Origin of the sequence: Pseudomonas sp. R3-57, assembly GCF_051132065.1 — a bacterium.
In the GTDB taxonomy this organism is placed as follows: Bacteria; Pseudomonadota; Gammaproteobacteria; order Pseudomonadales; family Pseudomonadaceae; genus Aquipseudomonas.
Map to the genome: position 1 here is coordinate 2714869 of NZ_CP071655.1, position 18240 is coordinate 2733108.

Annotated in this window: 16 protein-coding genes; 10 read left to right on the forward strand and 6 right to left on the reverse strand. The window is 57.9% G+C overall.

The window, feature by feature from the left end; all coding sequences use genetic code 11:
- Positions 1-43 precede the first annotated feature (43 nt).
- Entirely contained in the window at positions 44-2032 is a 1989-nt protein-coding gene (locus J3P93_RS12355) for a peptidase U32 family protein (protein WP_434597758.1), read from the reverse strand.
- Positions 2033-2391: 359 nt separating this feature from the next.
- Positions 2392-2772 carry a RidA family protein gene (locus J3P93_RS12360; protein WP_434597760.1) on the reverse strand — a complete coding sequence of 127 codons (381 nt, stop codon included), beginning with the start codon at positions 2770-2772 and terminating at the stop codon, positions 2392-2394.
- Between the two features lie 223 nt (positions 2773-2995).
- Here J3P93_RS12360 and J3P93_RS12365 point away from each other — a divergent pair, with 223 nt between their 5' ends.
- Entirely contained in the window at positions 2996-3406 is a 411-nt protein-coding gene (locus J3P93_RS12365; RefSeq protein ID WP_434597763.1) for a cupin domain-containing protein, read from the forward strand.
- A gap of 9 nt (positions 3407-3415) precedes the next feature.
- Here the strand turns inward: J3P93_RS12365 and J3P93_RS12370 are convergent, their stop codons facing one another.
- On the reverse strand, positions 3416-3625 hold the full coding sequence (locus J3P93_RS12370) for a hypothetical protein (RefSeq protein ID WP_203421837.1): 210 nt from the start codon (positions 3623-3625) through the stop codon (positions 3416-3418).
- A 188-nt stretch (positions 3626-3813) separates the two neighbouring features.
- Between J3P93_RS12370 and J3P93_RS12375 the strand changes: the two genes are divergently transcribed.
- Entirely contained in the window at positions 3814-4383 is a 570-nt protein-coding gene (locus tag J3P93_RS12375; protein WP_434597765.1) for a hypothetical protein, read from the forward strand.
- 76 nt (positions 4384-4459) lie between these two features.
- On the opposite strand, the gene J3P93_RS12380 is transcribed toward J3P93_RS12375, so the two are convergent.
- The 3 genes from J3P93_RS12380 to J3P93_RS12390 form a co-directional block, all read right to left on the reverse strand.
- Positions 4460-5695 carry an aromatic ring-hydroxylating oxygenase subunit alpha gene (locus tag J3P93_RS12380; protein ID WP_434597768.1) on the reverse strand — a complete coding sequence of 412 codons (1236 nt, stop codon included), beginning with the start codon at positions 5693-5695 and terminating at the stop codon, positions 4460-4462.
- Positions 5696-5850: 155 nt separating this feature from the next.
- On the reverse strand, positions 5851-7197 hold the full coding sequence (locus J3P93_RS12385; RefSeq protein ID WP_434597770.1) for an MmgE/PrpD family protein: 1347 nt from the start codon (positions 7195-7197) through the stop codon (positions 5851-5853).
- A 139-nt stretch (positions 7198-7336) separates the two neighbouring features.
- A complete protein-coding gene (locus tag J3P93_RS12390; protein ID WP_434597773.1) occupies positions 7337-8296 on the reverse strand; it encodes a LysR family transcriptional regulator in 960 nt (319 codons plus the stop codon).
- 366 nt (positions 8297-8662) lie between these two features.
- Here J3P93_RS12390 and J3P93_RS12395 point away from each other — a divergent pair, with 366 nt between their 5' ends.
- From J3P93_RS12395 to J3P93_RS12430, 8 genes are all read left to right on the forward strand, one after another.
- Positions 8663-9697 carry a quaternary amine ABC transporter ATP-binding protein gene (locus tag J3P93_RS12395; protein ID WP_434597775.1) on the forward strand — a complete coding sequence of 345 codons (1035 nt, stop codon included), beginning with the start codon at positions 8663-8665 and terminating at the stop codon, positions 9695-9697.
- A gap of 50 nt (positions 9698-9747) precedes the next feature.
- Entirely contained in the window at positions 9748-10701 is a 954-nt protein-coding gene (gene proW / locus J3P93_RS12400) for a glycine betaine/L-proline ABC transporter permease ProW (protein WP_434597777.1), read from the forward strand.
- Between the two features lie 43 nt (positions 10702-10744).
- The gene (gene proX / locus J3P93_RS12405; RefSeq protein WP_434597779.1) at positions 10745-11767 is read left to right on the forward strand and encodes a glycine betaine/L-proline ABC transporter substrate-binding protein ProX; all 1023 of its coding nucleotides are present in this window, start codon (positions 10745-10747) and stop codon (positions 11765-11767) included.
- Positions 11768-11854: 87 nt separating this feature from the next.
- Positions 11855-12922, forward strand: a complete 1068-nt coding sequence (locus J3P93_RS12410) for a GlxA family transcriptional regulator (protein ID WP_434597782.1) — start codon at positions 11855-11857, stop codon at positions 12920-12922.
- Between the two features lie 126 nt (positions 12923-13048).
- Positions 13049-14365: an NAD(P)/FAD-dependent oxidoreductase gene (locus tag J3P93_RS12415; RefSeq protein WP_434597784.1), complete on the forward strand. Its 1317-nt coding sequence runs from the start codon at positions 13049-13051 to the stop codon at positions 14363-14365.
- Positions 14366-14403: 38 nt separating this feature from the next.
- Complete coding sequence (locus J3P93_RS12420; protein WP_434597786.1) at positions 14404-15732, forward strand: MFS transporter; 1329 nt, start codon at positions 14404-14406, stop codon at positions 15730-15732.
- A gap of 64 nt (positions 15733-15796) precedes the next feature.
- Complete coding sequence (locus J3P93_RS12425; protein WP_434597788.1) at positions 15797-16699, forward strand: dihydrodipicolinate synthase family protein; 903 nt, start codon at positions 15797-15799, stop codon at positions 16697-16699.
- A 1-nt stretch (position 16700) separates the two neighbouring features.
- The gene (locus tag J3P93_RS12430) at positions 16701-18191 is read left to right on the forward strand and encodes an aldehyde dehydrogenase (protein WP_434597790.1); all 1491 of its coding nucleotides are present in this window, start codon (positions 16701-16703) and stop codon (positions 18189-18191) included.
- Positions 18192-18240 lie beyond the last annotated feature (49 nt).

Here is an 18240-nt window from a genome sequence, read left to right on the forward strand (position 1 = left end):
AAACCAGCCTGCGCGGCGCCGAAGCACCGCGCAGACCAGGCACTCAGTGCGGTGCGCGCGGGATGGTTTTCATCAGGTCTTCGGGGCTGATGTGGCCGACCACGCTGCCCGGTTGCGGCAGGTTGAGAATGTGGCCTTTCATCTTGCCGATGATGTGCATCTCGCACGGCTTGCAATCGAACTTCAGCGTCAGCACTTCATCGCCGTGGATCAACTGCATCGGCGCGACTTTGGTGCGCACGCCGGTCACGCCTTTGGCTTGTTTCGGGCACAGGTTGAAGGAGAAGCGCAGGCAGTGCTTGGTGATCATCACCGGTACTTCGCCCGGCTCTTCGTGGGCTTCGTACGCCGCGTCGATCAGCTTGACGCCGTGACGGTGGTAGAAGTCGCGCGCCTTCTGGTTGTAGACGTTGGCGAGGAAGGTCAGGTGCGAATCCGGGTACACCGGCGGCGGGCTGGTTTCGGCCTTGCGGCTGCCCCGTGGATGCGCGGCAACGCGAGCAGCGGTCAGGGCTTCGATCACTTCACGGCGCAGGGCTTTGAGCTGCGAGTTGGGGATGAAGAATGCCTGCGGCGCATCGAGCTTGATGTCAGTGGCGTGGTACTGGGTGGTGCCGAGCTGGCCGAGCAGATCGCGCAACTGTTCCAGCGCTTGCTCAGGCTTGTTGGCCACGCCGAACGGCCCGTTGAGGGTGACGCTGGCGCTGATGCCTTCTTCGCTGGTGGCAGTGATTTCCAGCTGTTCCTCGCGCAGGCGCGCCAGCCAGCTCAGGGCCACGCGACGTTCCGACGAGGTCTTTTGCAGCGCCTGTTGCCAGTTGTGGTCGAGGTTGCGGTTCAGCGGATGATTCGGGCGCAGCTTGAACAGGCCTTCGGGCATTTCGTTCGGCTCGACGCGGTAGCGGTAGCGCTTCTCGCCATCTTCTTCGAACTCGCCCTTGGCTTCGGCGATGTTGGCGCGGAAACCGACCACTTCGCGTTTGACCAGCACGTTGAGGCCGTCACCGTTGGACAGCGGCTCATGAGTGACCACTTGCATGTCACGCTTGCCGACTTTCTCGACCGTACCGACTGGCAGGCCGGTGAAGGTCGGCGAGTCAAAGGCGCCGATGTCGATCTTGCGATCGGTGACGAAATAATCGGTGCTGCCACGGTGGAAGGTTTTTTCCGGATCGGGCAGGAAGAAATGCGCGGTGCGGCCGCTGGACGCGCGGGCGAGGTCCGGGCGATCTTCCAGCACGTCGTCGAGGCGCTGGCGGTAATAGGCAGTGATGTTTTTCACATAGCCCATGTCCTTGTAGCGGCCTTCGATCTTGAACGAGCGCACACCGGCTTCGACCAGTGCGCGGATGTTGGCGCTCTGGTTGTTGTCTTTCATCGACAGCAGGTGTTTTTCGTAGGCGATCACGCCACCCTTTTCATCTTTCAGGGTGTACGGCAGACGGCAGGCCTGCGAGCAGTCGCCACGGTTGGCGCTGCGCCCGGTCTGCGCGTGGGAAATGTTGCACTGGCCGGAGAAGGCCACGCATAACGCGCCGTGGATGAAGAACTCGACGGCAGCGTCGGTCTCGTCGGCGATGGCGCGGATTTCCTGCAGGTTCAGCTCACGCGCCAGTACCAGTTGCGAGAAACCGGCCTGATCGAGGAACTTCGCCCGCTCCAGGGTGCGGATATCGGTCTGGGTCGAGGCGTGCAGCTCGATCGGCGGAATGTCCAGCTCCATCACGCCCAGGTCCTGAACGATCAGCGCGTCGACACCGGCGTCGTACAACTGGTGGATCAGCTTGCGCGCCGGCTCCAGTTCGTTGTCGTGCAGGATGGTGTTGATGGTGGTGAAAATGCGCGCATGGTAGCGCCGGGCGAATTCCACCAGCTCGGCGATTTCGCTGACTTCGTTGCAGGCGTTGTGGCGCGCGCCGAAGCTCGGGCCGCCGATGTACACGGCGTCAGCGCCGTGCAGGATCGCTTCACGGGCGATGGCCACGTCGCGGGCAGGGCTGAGCAATTCCAGATGATGCTTGGGCAAGGACATAGTTTTTTTAGTCAGGCTGTCACGGTTAGGCGCGCATTCTACCCGCGAAACGCGCGGCCGGCACGCCCGCGCTGCCCGATGGCACAGAACTCAAGAATCACCCAACCCCCTGTAGGAGTGAGCCTGCTCGCGATAGCGCCGGTCCAGCCAGCATCGATGTTGAATGTCAGGCCGCCATCGCCAGCAGGCTGGCTCCCACAGTGGATTTGTGTATTGCCCCGGAGCTCGAATTCACCGCGAAACCTGTGGTAGCGAGCTTGCTCGCGATAGCGGTGGTTCAGCCAACTCGAATGTTGAATGCAAGGCCGCTACCGACAGCAGGCTGGCCCACAGGGTTGTAGGGTGTTGCAGACGTCAGGTCAGGCCTTGGCCGCCATCGCGGTGACTTCCACGCGCATCCCCTCAACCGCCAGCGCCGGTACGCCCACTGCCGCGCGTACCGGCCATGGCTTGGCGAAGAAGCGCTGGTAAACCTCGTTGAATGCGGCGCGATCGGCCATATCGGTGAGGTAAATGGTCAGGTGCATGACCCGATCCATCGAACTGCCGGCACGTTCCAGTGCAACTTTCAGCGCTTGCAGGGTGCATTCGCTCTGAGTGGTGATATCGCCCAGCTCCAGGCTGCCGTCGGCGTGGGTCGGGATCTGGGTGGAAACCATGATTCCGCCGAACGTCGCCACGTCGGAAGAAATCGAGTCGGCGTCCGGATCGGGGGTGAAGGTGATGTCTTGGTTGGCCATGGGAATCCCTTGTTTGAGCGAGTGAAGATCGCGGCAGTTTACAGCTTCCTCGCCCACCAGGCCCGTCTGGTTGATCGCCACTGCGGCAAAGTAGTTTGTATAAACGTGTATCAGATTGAGCGCAGTACACAGCTGAACACCAAACTCAGGTTCCACGACACATCCACCCTACACGCAACCTGCACAGTAGCCCTCACCACACCACTGATTGAGAGGGCTACATATGAGACGTTCACTGTTACTCGCCAGCGCCATTTTCGCTTCGATGATCGGCATCGCCCACGCGGCCGACGCCCCGGCCAAGAGCTGGCAGCAAGGCCTGAGCCGCACCGATCTGGTCAAGCAGGATCTCGGCGCCGCCGACCGCGAAGTGGTTCAGGCACGCGTTGATTTCGAACCGGGCGTGACCTCGCCGCGCCATGCACATCCCGGCGTTGAAGTCGCTTACGTGATTAGCGGCACGTTCGAATATCAACTGGAGGGCAGGGCGCCGGTGACGCTGAAGGCGGGGGAGTCGCTGTTCATTCCGGAAGGCGTGGCGCATGTGGCGAAAAACGTCGGCAAGGACAAGGCCTCGGAGCTGGCGACTTACATCCTCAAGAAGGGCGAACCGGTGCTGATCCTCAAGCCGTAAACCTATGCCTCAATGCAGAGTCGCCGCCCGGCGACTTTCGCCAATGCGGATGCGATCGAGCGCACGGTTCAACGCATCGAGCGCATCAAGCAGAGCCTTGGCCTCGGCGACACGATCTTCGCCCCAGAGGCGCTCGGCCAGCCGGTTGAGGGCCTGGATCGAGCGCTCGATGTCGGCGGCGCTGGCGGGCTCTTTAGGAGTGGGTGGATTTTTCGGCATTCAGGGTTCCTCGGCTGCTAGTAAACCACCATAGCGCTGTGACCGCGCCGCGACCACAAGCAAGTCAGCACTCACACGGTTACGCATAACCTGACCTCATCGTTTGCCTGGCAAAAAATCATTGTATCGATCCACTTTTGCTCTTTAGCCTGTACGGTCGATTCAGTTTTTCGTACCCGGAAAACGCGATGGCTGATTGTTCCAGGTTCTGCGCTGGCGATTTTGGCATCCTGTGGGTCGTCAGCGGTGAGGGGCTGTCATTGCCCGGGATTGTGTCCAATGTTCAATCCAATCCGTTGAGCTACAGCCTGGCGCTGGCGTGTGCGATCACCTTCGCTCTGTATCGCAATGTCACGCGCCGCTATGCGCGCGGGCTAAATCAGGTCGCGCTGTTTTTCCCGCTGACTGCGCTTGTGCTGTGGTTGAAGTGGTCGACAAGCGACGAACAGATCCCGGCGTTTACCTGGGCAAGTTCGCTGGAGCTCCGGGCCGCAGGAGTGGCCATGGCGGGTGGCTACGCTTTGTGGAACATCGGAATTCTGCGGGGAAAGCTGACCTTGCTGGCGACCGCTTCCTGCTCCGCGCAGGTACTGTCAACGGCGTTCGCCGCGTTGTGGCTGGGCGTGAGTTTGCAGGTACAGTTCTGGCAGGGCGCTGTGCTGGTGACCGCGGGCTCGTTACTGTGTTGGCATGCGGCCCGACAACGTGAGGCGTCCGGACCGATGGCGGATGCAATCAGCGGTAAGACAGTGGATTGAACGAGCAGAGAGTAGATTTCGAGTGGTGCGCGCGCAGGTTCCTGATCCGGGGAACCTGCGTCGCGGGCAATTTCAATCAGCCAACAGACTTCAGCGGGATCGGCCCCTTGAGTCGATCCATCATCGTCGCGCAGTACCAGTCGTCGAACTGACAAACGCCGGTCTCGGCGGTTTCCGAATAAGGGCCTGGCTCGTACGAGGGCGAGGTCACGCCACGTTGGGTGCCTTCGACCAGCGTCCGGTCCTGATCGTTGGTCGCAATCCAGACCTTGGTCAAGCGTTCGATATCGTAATCGACGCCTTCCACGGCCGTGTTATGCACCAGCCATTTGGTGGTGACCAGCGTTTCAGTCGCACTGATGGGCAGTACACGGAAACTCAGCGCATGGTCGCCGAGGAAGTGATTCCACGTGGAGGGGTAATGGAAGTACAACAGCGCGCCGATGTCTGCTTCGCCGGTTTTGTCCAGGCGACCGGCAACGGCTGGCTTGCCGTCCATGGTGTAGCTGACGGCACCGGATGACAGCGGAATGCGGGTCATGCGGAACTGGCCATTGATGTCCATGACCAGACGGCTTGGCAACCCGGCGTTTTCGCATTTTGACCAGTAGGCCGACAGTTCCGGGTCGTCTTCGCCGCTGATGCCGCCCACCGACAGGTTATCGACGAAAGAATGCAGCAGTTCCGGGTGGGAGCCATCGCAGTGGTAACACTCGCGATTGTTTTCAAAGACCAGCTTCCAGTTGCCTTTCTCGATGATGTTCGACTCGAACGCCACTTTGCAGTCTTCAAGAAAATGTGGCGCGACGAAAGGGCTGACCGCTTTACGGAAGCCTTCGAAATCGGGCGCTCTGGCGGCAACGCAAACGTAAATATAGGTATCGACGATCTCGCAGTGAACGCTTTTCAGACTGTACTGGGACTTGTCGAAATCCTGGCCCATGTTGCCAGCGAACAACAGGTTGCCGTCCAGCTCATAGGTCCATTTGTGATACGGGCAGACCATTTTTGCCACTTTGCCGTGATCAGCGTCGCAGATTTTCGCGCCACGGTGACGGCAGGCATTATGGAAGGCCCGAACCTCGCCATCCTTGCCGCGTACCACTGCGACGGGATAGTCGCCGATCTGCAGGGTGAAATACTGTCCCGGCTTGGTAATCTCGAACGTGTGGCCAGCAAAGATCCAGTCCTTGTGCCAAATCTGCTCAAGATCCTGACGGTAAACATCTTCACTGCTGTAAAGCGCACCCGGCAGCGAATGCCATGGCTTACGCTGGCTGATCAGGTCGAAAACGCTTTGTTTATTGTGCATTGTTATCCTCCCAGGACATCAATCTTGAGCGGTCACCGTTATTCGTGACTTATGAAAATAGAAGAATGATAGGTCTCAGCCTATAGCGCGCTGGACAAACGTCACAAACGACATTTGCTGCGGGCAATTAATGATTTGACGTTATCAATGGGAGATCAGGCGCCCGCCGGCACTGCTTGAAAGACACTCTCCAGCGCGGTGATCGCGCAGCCCGCCTGGGCAATGTTGTAGATCGCCTTTTTCACAGCGGTGCTGCGCTCATGGCCGAGGCGAACGGCGAACAGATCGAACTTCTGACTCAACTCTTCGGCACTCAAGGGTGTTTGCGGATCGCCGCGCGCGGCGGTGATAGGGCTCGTCAGCGTCTCGCCATTTTTCAGGATTATGGTCAACCGGGAGAGGATTTCGGCGGGAAATCTCGCGGAGATATCGGCGGCTTCAACGATTTCGATGCGGGCACTCAACGCCAGAATGTCCGGCGCAAAGATCGCCGCTCCGGTGACTTCATCGGGCCCGACTTCGCCCCTGATAATCAATGCTGCCAGCGGAAAGGCGAGGGCGTATTGCGCTTGGTCGGCATCATTCGGCGCATGCCCCTGCAAACACATCGACTCATAGAACGTTTCCACCCGAATGGTTTCAATCGAGTCGGCATCCAGCATTGGGTTTTGGCGCCGCAGTTCGAGCATCGCGGTCAGCGCCGGTTGCGCCCAGCGGCAGACCGGCCAGGGTTTGAAGTACTGACTGTCGATCTCCCAGCGTTTGCCGATATCGGTCCAGTATTCGGCAACCGTGGCGTCTTCCACCGTTTCGGCGGGCGCTCCGGTGATGCCTTCGATGGCCATCAACAACGCATTCAAACCAGCGAATGCCCCGGCGCCGTGAGCATCGCGCAGCATTGTCGGCGCTTGCACTACACGCATCATCGGGCAGCGTGCGCTGAAATACTCGGCGATGCCCAAGGCGTGGCGGAATGTCTGCTCGTCCAGGCTCAGCAAACGCGCGCCGGCACACACCACACCGATCGCTGAAAAACCGCCTGATGCGTGATACGTAGGCGAGGTCGCCATCAATGCGGTACCGGCACGCAGCGCCGTTTCGTAACCAATGCACAGCGCGCTCAGCAGTTCCTGGCCGCTGATCGACCTGCCGCGATAATGGAGCGCATCAGCGAGGGCGAGCACGGCAGGAACAACCGTGGCGCCGGCATGGCCCTTGGATCTGAAGTGACCCTCATGGGCGTCGAGGCTGTCTGCGCTGAACCCGCCGGCCCAGGCTACGCCGAGTACGTTGACCCGTTTTCCGCCAAAGATCAGGCGACTGGCGTAGGCTCCCTCGGGGTAATGCTGCTCGGCGAAACGCCGCATCGCGGCGCTCGTGTCGTTATTGGCTGCACCGGCCATGACGCCGACGATATCCAGCAGGCTGTCCTGCACGATCGCACGGGTCTTGAGCGGGGCATTGACGAAATCAAAGTGGCGGCAGAATTCGAAGAGTGACATTCAACAATCCCTTCCTGTGGTTGAGCCGAACCGATCGTGGCCGGCACCGCTCAACAGTGATTCAGGTGAAGGGTGGCGCTCCAGCAACATTTTCGTCGGGCTATTGATAACCAAATCAGCCGACGGCGGTGCCAATCAGTCAGCGGCGCGGAAACTTCGCCAGAATCCATTCGCGAAAGCGCCGCAGCTCGTCTTCGTTGTCCGAGTTTTCGCGGCAGCTCAGGTAGTGCCAGCTATTACGCAATTGCACCTGTTGCTCGATCGGTCGAACCAGCAAGCCCTGTTGCACCAGCGCCGTGACCAGATGATTCCAGCCCAGCGCGATGCCCTGATGGGTCAATACCATGCTGATGAGCAGGTTGTAGTCGTTGGCATTGAAGATTTGCGGGCTGTTTGCCGGGCGGTCGTCGATATCGATGGCCTGAAACGCCAGCCATACGCCCCAGTCGACATGCTCGGCCACTTGCGAGCGGCCGTAAGGGCTGAGGTTGAGTAGCGCCGAATCGCGCACGCCTTCGATGGTTGCAATCTCCGGGTGCTTCTCCAGATATTGCGGTGTGCACACTGGATAAATCACGTCGTGGCATAGCGGGTAGCTTCTATATCCCTCGCGGATGCGGGAAATCTTGGTGATGAAGATATCCGGCTGTACGCCGGGTTCCATGGTCAGGAAGTTCTGCGTGGTGATCAGGTTGAGTTCGATATCCGGGCATTGCGCGAAGAATTCCTGCAGATGATTCGACAGCCACAGCGCGGAAAAGGCTGGGGAGCAGCAGACGGTGAGCACTTTCTTGGTCGACTGGCTGCTGCGGATGCGTTCGGCGGCCTGGGCAATGTTGACGAACGACAATTGCGCGGCATCGAAAAACACCGCACCGGCGGCGGTCAACTCGACGGCTCGGCCCACTCGGGTAAACAGCTGCGCGCCGAGATAGCTTTCCAGCTCCCGAATCTGCCGACTGATCGCTGCCTGAGAGACGCATAGCGCCTCCGCTGCACGGGTGAAGCTTTCGTATTTGGCCGCCGCCACAAATGCCTTTACCGCCCTCAAGGACGGCATTTTCAGCAAGATCGTGTCAGGGTCGACATGCTTGGTCATTCGTACACTCTCCTAACGATACGGCTCCCCAACGAAGCGCGAGGAGGGTAACGGAACCGTGCGTGGGGGGCTACGCCAGCGTCGCTTTGGGAATAGATCCGGTCGTTCATGATTGCGAAGGCAGCAATCACTGAAAACCGTCGCGGCAACCGATAACCCGACGTTATCAAATAGTCCCTGTAAATGTAGTTGGATTAAGCGGGGTGAAGCTAATAAATTTGAAACATCCCTTTTTCCCAGGGCCAAAAATAATAAAAGGAAGCCCGTCGTGAAGACATATATTCATTACCGCTGCCGCTTAATAATAATTTCCCTCGAACGCAGTTCGCTTAATGCGAAAGATGCTCGAGGAGAAGGAGGCAAGGTATGACAAGCTCCGACGAAATCATCTGCGTAAAGAACGTTTTCAAAGTATTCGGCACGCAACCGGCACTTGCCATGAAAATGGTTGAAGAAGGTGCTTCCAAAGCTGAAGTGTTCAAAAAAACCGGTCAGGCGATTGGTGTTTTTGACGCCAACTTTTCCGTTCGTCGCGGTGAGATATTCGTGATCATGGGTTTGTCCGGCTCCGGCAAATCGACCATGGTCAGATTGTTCAACCGATTGATCGAACCGACCTGCGGCAAGATCTTCCTGAACGGCAAGGAAATCACTGGATTAGGCGATAAGGACTTGTTGCAAGTTCGCCGCAAAGACATGGGCATGGTCTTTCAGTCGTTTGCCCTGATGCCCCACATGAGCGTCATTGACAACGTCAGCTTTGGTCTGGAGATCAGCGGCGTCAGCGAAAAAGAACGCTACTGCCGAGCGATGGGTGCACTGGAGCAAGTCGGGCTTTGCGGGCACGAATTCAGCTTTCCCCACCAACTTTCCGGCGGCATGCAGCAGCGCGTCGGGCTGGCTCGCGCGCTGGCCAATGACCCCGCCATTCTGTTGATGGACGAAGCGTTCTCGGCACTTGATCCGATGATTCGCAGCGAAATGCAGGGCGAGCTGATCAAGCTTCAGGCCGAGCAGGATCGCACCATAATTTTCATCTCCCACGATATCGAAGAAGCGGTTCGCATCGGTCATCGCATTGCGATCATGGAAGGCGGGCGGGTGGTGCAGATCGGCACGCCGCGTGAGCTTCTGTGCAATCCGGTGAATAAATATGTTCGCGATTTTTTCAATGGTTTCGATACCAGTCGAATTTTGAAGGCAGGCGATATCGCGCAACAGGATTGCGATATTGCTTATGTGCCTGGCGGGCAAGTATCAATCAAGGCCGACGCATCGTTGCGAGAGATTCTTCATCTTGTCGCTGCCTCACCAACGCCGATGCCGGTTGTAGATGAAGTTGGGCTTTATAAAGGTTCGATTTCGCAAGGCCATCTGCTGAGCTGCCTAAGTAACAGCTGAACTCCGAATAATCAGAATTGATACGCAGTTTCTGAGGGCGAGGTAGCACCATGTCAGACTTCAACTTTTTAAATCCTTTCGAAAGTTTCAATATCCCCTTGGGTTCGTGGGTCGAAACCGCGCTCAAATATCTGGTCAGTAACTTTCGCGAAGTATTTCGTTCGATTCGCTGGCCGGTAGATCAGGTATTGGATGGCGTCCAATGGAGCTTGCTCTCCGTGCCTCCGACAGTTTTCATCATCATTGCCGGGCTGATCAGTTGGCAAATTGGCGGCAAGCGCATCGCTATATTCAGTATCGCGACGCTAACAGGCCTCGGACTGATCGGTGTCTGGAACGATGCCATGGTCACGCTGGCCCTGGTGCTGACATCGCTGTTGTTTTGCGCGGTCATCGGCATCCCTCTGGGCATCCTCTGCGCCCGCAGTGATCGCACGGAAATGATCATCCGCCCAGTCCTGGATGCCATGCAAACGCTACCGGCATTCGTCTATCTGGTGCCCGTCGTCATGCTTTTCGGCATCGGCAACGTCCCTGGCGTAATTGTCACGATCATCTTCTCGGTCGCGCCTTTGGTGCGGCTGACCAACCTCGGCATTCGCCAGGTGCCGGCCGACAAGGTCGAAGCGGCGCGGGCGTTCGGCTGCACCGCCACACAGATGCTCTTGAAAGTGCAGTTGCCGTTGGCGGCACCGACGATGATGGCCGGTCTCAATCAGACATTGATGTTGTCGCTATCGATGGTGGTCGTGGCTTCGATGATTTCGGTGGGGGGGCTGGGCCTGATGGTGTTGAGTGGCATCGGTCGCCTCGACATGGGCCTGGCCAGTGTCGGCGGTGCCGGACTGGTATTGCTCGCGGTATTCCTCGACCGACTGACCCAGGCAATGGGCGAGCGCAGCAGCGATCTGGCGAGCGGTCAGCGCTGGTATGAAAGCGGCCCCGTAGGGCTAGTCATGAAGTTCAAGAAAAAGAAGAACGTTGCACATCCGTTGACCAATTGAGTTTGCCTGCTCACCCATTAAAAAACTTCAAGCGTGGTGATACATGAAACTGACAAATTTCAATAAAGGCGTAGTCGCGAGCCTGGCGGCTTCAGTATTGAGCACCTTACTTTGCTCGGCGGTTTACGCGGCCGATGCCAATAAGCCCGGTGCGGGCGTTTCGATCACGCCGATCTTTCCGACGATCGTCGAAGAGCGTTTTCGCGGTGAGGTTGTCATCGCCGGTCTCAAGGACCTCGGCTATGACGTCAAACAACCGAAAGAAGTCGACTATCCGGCGATGTTCCTCGCGCTTTCTTACGGCGATGCAGATTTCACCGTGCACGAATGGGAACACCTGCACCAGGCGTTTTACGACAAGGCCGGTGGCGATGATGTAATGGTCAAGGTCGGCCAGATCATGAAAGGTGTGCTGCAAGGTTACATGATCGACAAGAAGACGGCCGAGGCCTATCAGATCAAGGATCTGTCGGATCTGAAGAAACCCGAGATCGCCAAGCTGTTCGACAGTAACGGCGATGGCAAAGCCGATCTGACCGGATGCAACCCGGGTTGGGGCTGCGAAATCATGGTTGAGCACCACATGAAAGCCTACGGCCTCGGGCCAACCGTCGTGGACAACCGCGGCTCCTACTTTGCGCTGATGGCAGACACCATCGCCCGCTATCAACAAGGCAAACCTGTGCTGTTCTTCACTTGGGTGCCGCAGTGGATAGCCAGTGTGCTGGTGGAAGGGCGTGACGTGGTCTGGTTGCCGGTACCCTTCACCTCACTGCCGGATGGCCAGGAAAGCAAGGACACCTTCCATGACGGCAAGAACCTGGGCTTCCCGGTAGACACGGTCAACGCCGTGATGAACAAAGAGTTCGCCGAGAAGAACCCGGTGGCGCGCAAGTTCCTCTCCGAAGTCAGCATTCCCACTGCCGCCGAGAGTGCTCAGAACCTGAGGATGCAGAAAGGTGAAAAGTCGCTCGCCGACATCAAGCGTCATGCCGCTGAATGGATCAAGGCCAACCAGCAAGCCTACGATGGTTGGTTGAGTGACGCACGGGCGGCAGCGAAGTAATCGGCGTGACCTCGGTTTAGTGGCGGGCTCTGCCTGTCGCTAACCGCAAGGTTGTCGTTTCAAGTGAAGGTGAGTGGGTGATGCAAGATGGATACATTTCAAAGTCCGTTGAAACAACAGAACATCGGGTTTCGACAATCCACGGTTTCGTCGGGTAGTGAGCATGTCGTGCGGGTGGCATTCATTCTGCTTGATCATTTCTCCTTGACGACACTTTCAACGGCGATGGATGCCCTGGCGACCGGCAACCTGATCAACGGCGAAACGATCTATCACGTATCGACTTACTCACTTCCGGGTGGAATGGTCGAAAGCGATATTGGTGTGCCGCTGTCGTCGCAGCCTTTGAGAGCCGAAGGCTTCAATCACGAGGCGGTGATCGTGGTTGGCGGCCAACGCGTGAGGCTCGCGGCGCAGCCATTGCTGCGTCGGGTGCTGAAAAAGTCGGCGACCAAAGGTGTCGTTGCTGGCTGCTGGAATGCCGCGTTTTATCTGGCAGACGCGGGTTTGCTCGACGCGCACGACTTCGCCTGTCACAGCGACAGCTGCGCGCTGATCGCTGAATATTTTCCGCAGCTGAATGCGTCAGGGCTCGACTTCACTTGCGCCGAGCGCCGGGCCACCTGCGCCAACGCTCACTCGGCGCTCGATATGACCCTGGCGATCATGCGGGAACTCGGGTCGCGCAATGATGCTGCACTGGTCGATGAAATAAAACGGGTTCATCAGCCTCGACAAGGCGTTGCGAGGCTATCAGCAAACGCGGCCGACATTCGTTGCTCCGCAATTCCAAAGCCTCTGAATATCGCGCTCGACTTGATGGAAAAGAATATTGAGGAGCCGATGGAAATTGATGAAATCGCCAGTCAGGTCGGCGTATCGCGCCGGCAACTGGAAAGACGCTTTGCCCGCTATCTGAACGCGGCACCGAACCGTTATTACCTGGAGCTGCGATTGACCCGGGCCCGGCAGCTTATTGTGCAGAGTGATCGCTCATTGACGGACGTGGCACTGGCCACCGGGTTTGTCAGTTATCCGCATTTCTATAAGCGTTTTAAAGACCTGTTCGGCTTACCGCCGATGACATTCAGGGATTACTACTACTCACGTGATTATGCCAGCACCGAACGTTATGCCGTGGCGGCCAACTATTGAGCAAAACGGGCAACCGTTGCTGTTTGCGTGAGTTCAAGTTTCGCAAGTTTTCCGGTTAACGCCATTGCGTGCGTTCGCTTCGTGCCGCGTGCGTTTTGCAACTTCAACGATTAACGGTTCAACACTATGAAAGTCAGTTCGTTACCTGCCGATGATGATAGTTGTGGCTGGTTTCATTTGAGCCCTCCACGCAATCCCGAGCCAGCGCACCGCGGGCACCGTTCAGCCCGCTGGGTCATCATTGGCGCCGGGTTCACCGGGCTCGCGTGCGCGCGGCAACTCGCGTTGAATTTTCCCAACGACGAAGTGGTACTTATCGAAGCGCAGGAAGTAGGGCTGGGGCCGTCGGGGCGCAATGCCGGTTTTGCCATTGACCTTCCTCATGACATTGGCGCCGACGATTACATCGGTGACATCGCCCTTGCGCGGACCAGTTTGAAACTCAATCTGGCGGGTCAATCGATACTTCGCGATCTGGTCGATCAATTCAGCATCGACTGCCAAATGAAAGCCTGCGGTAAATATCAGGCCGCAGTGGAGAACCGTGGCATCGCTGTACTCGATGCCTATCGACGCGGCTTGGAAAAACTCGATCAGCCTTTTCAGATGATCGATGCCGATGAGTTGCCTGAGCATCTGGGGACCCGCTTTTACCGTAAAGCGTTGTTCACCCCGGGCGCGGTGTTGCTGCAACCGTCCGCGCTGGTGAAAGGCCTGGCCGAGCATTTGCCATCGAACGTCACGCTGTATGAGCGCACCCCGATAGTTGAAGTGGAATATGGCCCCAGGACAGTGCTCAAACATGCCCACGGCAGCATCACCGCCGACAAACTGATTCTGGCTAACAACTCGTTTGGCATGCGTTTCGGATTTCTCCAGGGACGCATGTTGCCGATTTACACCTACGCCAGCATCACGCGGCCGCTGACCGAAGAAGAGCAGGCTCGACTGGGCGGCAAGCCTTTCTGGGGGGCCATCCCGGCGGACCCGTTTGGCACCACGGTCCGCCGTACCCCGGACAATCGTTTGCTGATCCGCAACAGCTTCACCTTCAACCCGGACGGGCGCAGCAACAGCAAATTCAACGAGCGTTTCGTTCGCCGCCACAAAGCTTCATTCGATCAGCGTTTTCCAATGCTGCCGGACGTGAGGTTCGACTACACGTGGGGCGGCGCGTTGGCAATGTCGCGAAATCACAACGGTTTCTTTGGTGAATTGGCGCCAAACGTCTATGGCGCGCTGGGATGCAACGGTCTCGGCGTGACCCGCGGAACGGTCACCGGCAAGTTGCTCGCCGACTGGCTGGCGGGGCAACGCGACGTACTGATTGATTTCCTGTTGCAGGCACCGGGTCCCAACAGCAACCCGCCAGAACCCTTCCTTTCGCTTGGGGTGAACATGAACCTCAAGTGGGGGCAGTACCGCGCCGGGAGAGAAAGCTGAATTTCCTGTGCCTGAACTCGCAAAGACAAGGACAAACAATGAACAACGCTGGTGTTTCAATCGAAGACGTGCCGCTCAATGGTTTTCATCGCTTGCTGACGATCCGTTCGGCAGGCGGTTCCTTTGTTGATGGATATGTTCTGAGCATTGTCGGTGTCGCGCTCATTCACATGTCGAAATCGTTGGCACTGGATGATTTTTGGGAAGGCATGATTGCTGCCTCGGCACTGATCGGAATTTTCTTTGGCGGTTTCCTTGGCGGATGGCTGACCGATGTCATGGGTCGCAAGCGTCTACTGTTTGCCGGTCCGACGTTATTCGTATTGGCATCATTGGGTCAGCTGTGGGCCGACTCGGCCATCGTCCTGTTCATGCTGAGATTGCTGTTGGGCATTGCGGTGGGCATCGAATATCCCGTGGCGACTTCTTTACTGGTGGAATTCCTGCCAAAAAAGTACCGCGGACCACGCCTGGCGATGCTGACGATCATGTGGTTCGCCGGCGCGGCCATGGCCTATATCGTCGGTGAATTGATGTTCAATGCGTGGGGCTCGGATGCCTGGCGTTGGGTGCTTGCCAGCGCTGCAATCATCGGTGCGCTGTTGTTCCTGATCCGCATCGGCACGCCTGAATCTCCGCGCTGGTTGTTGAGCAAGGACCGGCCGACGGAAGCCGAGGCCATCATCAAAAAGGTCTATGGCAATGACTTTTCTCTGGCCAATCTGCCGGAGCAGCAAACCGGCGAGAAGCTGACAGTTTTCAATCTGGTTCACTCCGGCTATGGCAAGCGCATGCTGTTTGTCGTGGTTTTCTGGACGTGCTCGGTTGTGCCGTTGTTTGCCGTTTATGCGTTCGCCCCAAAAGTCCTGGCCGCTTTGAACCTGCAAGGCGAATGGGCTTCGCTGGGTTCGGTTGCGATCACCTTGTTTTTCGTCATCGGTTGCGTGATCTCGACGCGCATCATCAATCGGATCGGGCGGCGCAATCTGCTGATCTACAGCTTTCTGTGCTCAGGCCTGGCGTTGTTGGGATTGGCCATCGGACATGCGGGGCCGAGTGTGCTGGTGCTGTTCTTTTTCGCGGTCTATGCGCTGTTCATCGGCGGTGCGCAGGTGCTCACGCTGGTCTATCCCAACGAATTGTTTCCCACGGAAATCCGCGCCTTCGCGGTCGGCGTCGGCACTTCACTGTCACGCATTGGCGCGGCGGCAGGCACTTATCTGGTGCCTATCTCATTAAGCAAGCTAGGCATCGCCGAAACCATGTACGTCGCCGCAGCGGTCACGCTGGTCGGTCTTCTCCTGTCGTGGATTCTTGCGCCGGAGACGCGCTCCCTCAATCTGCAACAAGCCGCCTCACTCAATTAACCAAGGTATGCCCGGCCAGCGGTCGGGCGCACGGATTGAACATTGAACCACTGGAGAAAACGCAATGAATTTTGACGGAATTTTCACCCCTGCCATAACCCCGCTGTCCGCTGATGGCCAGATCGATTTCTCGGCGTTCTCTGAGGTGCTCGAATATCTGATCGAGTCCAAGGTTCACGGCATCGTCATTGGCGGCTCGACGGGCGAGTACTACGCGCATACCGCAGCAGAGCGAGTGGCGGTGGCCGAGCGTGCGAAGGATGTAATCCGGGGCCGCTTGCCACTGGTGATCGGCACTGGTGGCATCCGCACCGAAGACTCGGTGTACTTCGCCGAGAAGGCCAAGGCACTTGAAGCGGATGCCATCCTCGTGGGCTCGCCACCCTACGCTTTGCCTACACAAAAGGAGATCGCCGCCCATGTGCTCGCCGTGGATAAAGCCGCCGGGCTGCCGATCATGCTTTACAACTACCCGTCGCGAATGGGCGTAGCGATGGGTGATGAGTTTTTCGAAGCTATCGCTGGCTGCAAGAACATCGCCGCGATCAAGGAAAGTTCGGGCGAGATGAGCCGCCTGCACCGTTTGGCGCATGCGCATCCGTCAATCCAGTTGTCCTGTGGCTGGGATGATCAGGCGTTGGAGTTTTTCGCTTGGGGCGCGCGCAGTTGGGTGTGCGCCGGTTCCAACTTCATTCCGCGTGAACACATCGCGCTCTACGAAGCTTGTGTGCTTGAGAAAAACTTCGATAAAGGCCGGCGGATCATGTCGGCCATGCTGCCATTGATGGATTTCCTCGAGAGCGGCAAGTTCGTGCAGTCGATCAAACATGGCAGCGAACTCAGCGGCCTGCGTGCCGGCGGTGTCCGAGCGCCGTTGCAACCGCTGGAACCTGGCGAGATGCAAGTGCTGGAAGGCGTGATCAAATCGCTGCAAAGCAATGTCGCACGTATTGTCGAGGAGGCTTGAAATGGCAGACCTGTTGAGTCAACAGCAATATCAGGAACTGGCGTCAAAGCTTAAGTTTCGCAATCAGGCCTTCATCGATGGCAAGTTCTGCGCTTCCAGATCGGGCCAGACCTTCACCACCAGCAACCCGGCAACGGACCAGGTGTTAACCGAGATAACCGCGTGCAATGCCGATGATGTGAATGCCGCCGTTGCGGCGGCCAAGCAAGCGTTCGACGACGCCCGCTGGCATGCACTGGCGCCTTCGGCACGCAAATCGATATTGCTGCGCTTTGCCCAATTGCTGGAGGACAACGCGCATGAATTGGCGGTCCTTGAAAGCCTGGACAGCGGCAAGCCCATACGCGAATGCCAGAACATCGACGTACCGGAGACGATTCACACCTTGCGCTGGCACGCCGAGCTGATCGACAAAATCTATGATTCAACGGCCCCCGTCGGCTCCGGGGCGGTCACTATGGTGGTGCGCGAACCGATTGGTGTGGTCGGTCTGGTGTTGCCGTGGAATTTCCCCCTGCTGATGCTCGCTTGGAAAATCGGCCCGTCGCTGGCCGCAGGCTGTTCGATCGTGGTCAAACCGGCCAAGGAAACTACGCTGAGCACATTGCGCGTAGCCGAACTGGCGTATCAGGCAGGCATTCCGGCGGGGGTGTTCAACGTCGTGCCTGGCGGCGGGAAGGAGGCGGGCGAGCCACTGGGACGGCACCCGGATGTGGCGATGGTCAGCTTCACTGGCTCGACCGACACCGGGCGGCTCTTTCTCAAGTATTCCAGCGAATCCAACCTGAAACGCATCGTACTGGAATGCGGAGGCAAGAACCCGGCGGTGGTCATGAACGATGTCGAGGACATCGATCTTGTCGCCCAGCATGTGGTCAATGGCGCGTTCTGGAACATGGGCGAAAACTGCTCGGCGTCATCGCGATTGATCGTTCACACCGATATCAAGGACGAACTGTTGCAGCGTATGCAGGATCATCTGGCTGACTGGAAAATGGGCGATCCGCTGGACCCCGACAATCGTTTGGGTTCGATGATCAGCAAGGCGCATTTCGAAAAGGTACGTTCGTATCTGGATGTAGCTCGGGAAGAAAATCTGAACGTGCTGGTGGGGGGCGCCACCCATAAAGATATTTTTGTCGAGCCCACCATTGTCGAGGGCGTCAGTCGCGACAGTCGTCTGTTCCAGGAAGAAATCTTCGGCCCGGTGCTAAGCGTCACCACCTTTCGGACGGTTGATGAAGCCATCGCTCTGGCCAATGACACGGCGTACGGTCTGGCAGCGTCGGCGTACACCGGCAATCTGCGTCACGCACTGAAACTGTCACGGGGCATTCGCGCCGGGATCGTCACGGTGAACTGCTTCGGGGAGGGGGATGCTTCGACGCCGTTCGGCGGCTACAAGGAGTCGGGATTCGGTGGGCGCGACAAGTCTATCTGGGCGCATGATCAGTACACCGAGCTGAAAACCATCTGGATTGACGCATCCTGATCAGACACTGCAAAAACACAAGCCCCGCCAACTGATTCAGTTCGCGGGG

What these genes read in the sequence shown, in the direction of transcription:
- J3P93_RS12390 (WP_434597773.1), bottom strand. Translation starts at nt 8,296, where the DNA reads ATGACCAAGCATGTCGACCCTGACACGATCTTGCTGAAAATGCCGTCC.
- proW (WP_434597777.1), top strand. Translation starts at nt 9,748, where the DNA reads ATGTCAGACTTCAACTTTTTAAATCCTTTCGAAAGTTTCAATATCCCC.
- J3P93_RS12430 (WP_434597790.1), top strand. Translation starts at nt 16,701, where the DNA reads ATGGCAGACCTGTTGAGTCAACAGCAATATCAGGAACTGGCGTCAAAG.
- proX (WP_434597779.1), top strand. Translation starts at nt 10,745, where the DNA reads ATGAAACTGACAAATTTCAATAAAGGCGTAGTCGCGAGCCTGGCGGCT.
- J3P93_RS12380 (WP_434597768.1), bottom strand. Translation starts at nt 5,695, where the DNA reads ATGCACAATAAACAAAGCGTTTTCGACCTGATCAGCCAGCGTAAGCCA.
- J3P93_RS12410 (WP_434597782.1), top strand. Translation starts at nt 11,855, where the DNA reads ATGGATACATTTCAAAGTCCGTTGAAACAACAGAACATCGGGTTTCGA.
- J3P93_RS12375 (WP_434597765.1), top strand. Translation starts at nt 3,814, where the DNA reads ATGGCTGATTGTTCCAGGTTCTGCGCTGGCGATTTTGGCATCCTGTGG.
- J3P93_RS12420 (WP_434597786.1), top strand. Translation starts at nt 14,404, where the DNA reads ATGAACAACGCTGGTGTTTCAATCGAAGACGTGCCGCTCAATGGTTTT.
- J3P93_RS12395 (WP_434597775.1), top strand. Translation starts at nt 8,663, where the DNA reads ATGACAAGCTCCGACGAAATCATCTGCGTAAAGAACGTTTTCAAAGTA.
- J3P93_RS12415 (WP_434597784.1), top strand. Translation starts at nt 13,049, where the DNA reads ATGAAAGTCAGTTCGTTACCTGCCGATGATGATAGTTGTGGCTGGTTT.
- J3P93_RS12355 (WP_434597758.1), bottom strand. Translation starts at nt 2,032, where the DNA reads ATGTCCTTGCCCAAGCATCATCTGGAATTGCTCAGCCCTGCCCGCGAC.
- J3P93_RS12370 (WP_203421837.1), bottom strand. Translation starts at nt 3,625, where the DNA reads ATGCCGAAAAATCCACCCACTCCTAAAGAGCCCGCCAGCGCCGCCGAC.
- J3P93_RS12385 (WP_434597770.1), bottom strand. Translation starts at nt 7,197, where the DNA reads ATGTCACTCTTCGAATTCTGCCGCCACTTTGATTTCGTCAATGCCCCG.
- J3P93_RS12365 (WP_434597763.1), top strand. Translation starts at nt 2,996, where the DNA reads ATGAGACGTTCACTGTTACTCGCCAGCGCCATTTTCGCTTCGATGATC.
- J3P93_RS12425 (WP_434597788.1), top strand. Translation starts at nt 15,797, where the DNA reads ATGAATTTTGACGGAATTTTCACCCCTGCCATAACCCCGCTGTCCGCT.
- J3P93_RS12360 (WP_434597760.1), bottom strand. Translation starts at nt 2,772, where the DNA reads ATGGCCAACCAAGACATCACCTTCACCCCCGATCCGGACGCCGACTCG.